Genomic DNA, 2,797 nt, shown 5'->3' with positions numbered 1-2,797 from the left:
CGGCCTGTCCAACGGCGTGCGCGAGCTCATGGTCATCGCCACCGGCGACCCGGCCAGGGCCTGGCAGCTGCGCGACCTCTCGCAGGACGGGCCGATGGAGCTGGGCGTCAACCTCTACCTCTACAGCGTCGGCAACCTGCCCCAGGGCCCACGCGGCACGACGCCGCTCGTCGAGGTCAACGACGCCAAGAAGACCACCCGCCAGCTGAAGGTCGGCCGGCTGATGTACCAGGGCAACTGGAACCCTGAGCCCGCCGGGTGGGAACGCTTTACGGCCGTGATGCACAACGACTACGCGACCAAGCTCGACGTGCAGACCGTCGACCCCGCGACCGACACGCTGGCCGAGTTCGACGTGCTCCATCTCACCGGCACCGACGCCTTGATCTTCAAGGACGGCGTGGGTGACAAGCTCAAGACCTACGTCGAGGGTGGCGGCACGCTGCTCGTCGACGCGGCCGGTGGGAACGGCGTCTTCATCGAGTCGGCCAGCGACTTCCTGAAGTCGGCCTTCGGCAACGACGCCAACGCCCTTGACACGCCGCTGCCGACGAGTCACCCGATCTACAAGGCAACGCCCGAGGCGATCGACACGGTCGACTACACGCTCTTTGCCCGTCGCACCGTCGGCGGAGCCAACAAGGGCCGGCTCCGCGGCATCAGCTTTGAGAACCGCCTCGGCGTCATCGTCAGCCACGAAGACCTCTCCAACGGCCTGGTCGGCAGCAACGTCGACGGCGTGATGGGTTACGTCCCCGCCGACGCCACACGCCTCACCGCCGCCGCCCTGCTCCACGCAGCAGATCGTCGCCAGTAGACTCGACCCGCGTGATCGAACTCGCCGACGTCACCAAGCACTACCCCGGCACGCCCACGCCGGCGGTCGACGGGGTGTCGCTCGATGTCGCCGAGGGGACGACGCTCGCGCTCATCGGCCCGAGCGGTTGCGGGAAGTCGACACTGCTGCGACTGCTTCTGGGCCTCATCGAACCCACGGCGGGCTTGGTCCGATTCGGCAACGTCGAGACCGTCGCCGGCCGGCGTCGCATGAGCGGCTACGTCATCCAGGACGGCGGGCTGTTCCCGCACCTGACCGCCCGCGGCAATGTCGAACTCCGTGACAAGCTCGACGGCGTCTCCGCGGCCGACCGACGCGAACGCCTGGACGGCCTGTGCACACTCACTAGCTTTCCGGCCGACGCGCTGGACCGCTACCCCGTCGAACTCTCCGGCGGCCAGCGGCAACGCGTGGCCCTGATGCGTGCGCTGATGAGCGACCCGCCGGTGCTGTTGCTCGACGAGCCGCTGGGCGCGCTGGATCCGATGGTCCGCGCCGACCTGCAGCGCGACTTGCGTGAGATCTTCCGCAAGCTCGGCAAGACGACGGTTTTGGTGACCCACGACATGGCCGAGGCGACGTACTTCGCCGACGAGGTCGCGTTGATGCGTGACGGCCGCGTCGTCCAACGCGGCACGCCCGCCCAACTTCGCGACGATCCGGCGGAGCCCTTCGTGACCGACTTCCTGACGGCTCAAGCCGCGCTGCACGGGGAGGCGTCGTGAGCAATCTCCCCGTACGAGCTGGCACGGTCAGACATCCGCGCATGACACAATCGACGCGCTCGCCAGCGAGCCCTGAGCGTGAGCGAGGGGTCTGTCACGATCGTCGGAAACCCCTCGCTCACGCTCGGGGCTCGTCGTGGTGGTGCGTCGTCGTTGCAATCTTCATGTTTGCGGCGCCCGTCATGTTTGCGACACCCCTCTTTGCTCAGTCGGACGTCATCAAGATCGGTTCCAAGGACGACATCGAGACCGGCATCCTGGGCGAAGTCCTCGCTGCGCTCGCGCGGCAAGCTGGGGCAGAGGTTGAAGCCAACGTCATCGACGCCGGCAGCGGCACCGTCTTCAACGCCATCGTCAGCGGCGAGATCGACGCGTACATCGAGTACACGGGCACACTCACCGGCAGCACGCTGTCGCAACTCGAGCTCACAAGCCTCGCCCAGCTCGAAGCTGCCCTTGCCGACCGCGGCCTGTCGATGACGGACGAGCTCGGCTTCAACAACACCTACGCGTTGGCTGTCACCCGGGAGTTAGCCGACGAGCTCGGGCTGGTGACAACCAGCGACCTCGCCGACCATCCCGATTTGCGGGTCGCCGTCAGCAGCGAGTGGTTCGGCCGGGCCGACGGCTGGCCACAGCTCAAGGCCGCCTATGGCCTGCCGCAGGACGACGTCACCGCGCTCGGCGAGCACCGGCTGCTCTACCGCGCCATCACCAGCGGGCAGACAGACGTCATTGAGGTCTACACCACCGAGGCGGCGATCGAGGCCAACGACCTGGTCGTCCTCGAAGACGATCAGTCGTTCTTTCCACAGTACATGGCCTTCGTGCTCTATCGCACGGAGCTGGAACAGTCGCATCCGACCGTCGTCGAAGCCTGGCGTCAGATGGCCGGCACCCTGGACGAGGCGTCGATGACCGCGCTCAACGCCCGCGTCGAGGGCGGCCTGAACTCCGAGTCCGCCGCCGCCGCCGCGTACCTGGCTGAGCACTTCACCGACGCGGCAGACGACGTCACCGCCGACCTGTCACTTCCCGCCAGGTTGTGGCAACGCACCGTCGAGCACGCGTGGCTTGTCGTCGCCGCGATGGTGCTAGGCATCGCCCTGGCCGTCCCGCTGGGCGTGTTGGCCGCGGGCGGACGAACGGCGGGCCGGGTGGTCTTGGGGATCACCGGCATCGTGCAGACGATCCCTTCGATCGCGCTGCTCGTCTTCATGATCCCGCTGCTCGG

At 67.5% G+C, this 2,797-nt stretch carries 3 protein-coding genes; all 3 read left to right on the top strand.

Annotated features, from left to right (window positions below; translation table 11 throughout):
• Positions 1 to 817 (top strand): DUF4159 domain-containing protein (locus AAGI46_16730; GenBank protein ID MEM1013853.1); only part of this gene is annotated, 817 nt, incomplete at its 5' end.
• 11 nt (positions 818 to 828) lie between these two features.
• The gene (locus AAGI46_16725) at positions 829 to 1,563 is read left to right on the top strand and encodes an ATP-binding cassette domain-containing protein (GenBank protein ID MEM1013852.1); all 735 of its coding nucleotides are present in this window, start codon (positions 829 to 831) and stop codon (positions 1,561 to 1,563) included.
• 182 nt (positions 1,564 to 1,745) lie between these two features.
• Positions 1,746 to 2,797: glycine betaine ABC transporter substrate-binding protein (locus AAGI46_16720; GenBank protein MEM1013851.1), on the top strand; the 1,052-nt coding region annotated here is incomplete at its 3' end.

It is taken from the genome of Planctomycetota bacterium (assembly GCA_038746835.1).
Lineage (GTDB): Bacteria > Planctomycetota > Phycisphaerae > Tepidisphaerales > Tepidisphaeraceae > JBCDKH01.
This window is presented reverse-complemented; position numbering and strand designations above follow the sequence as displayed.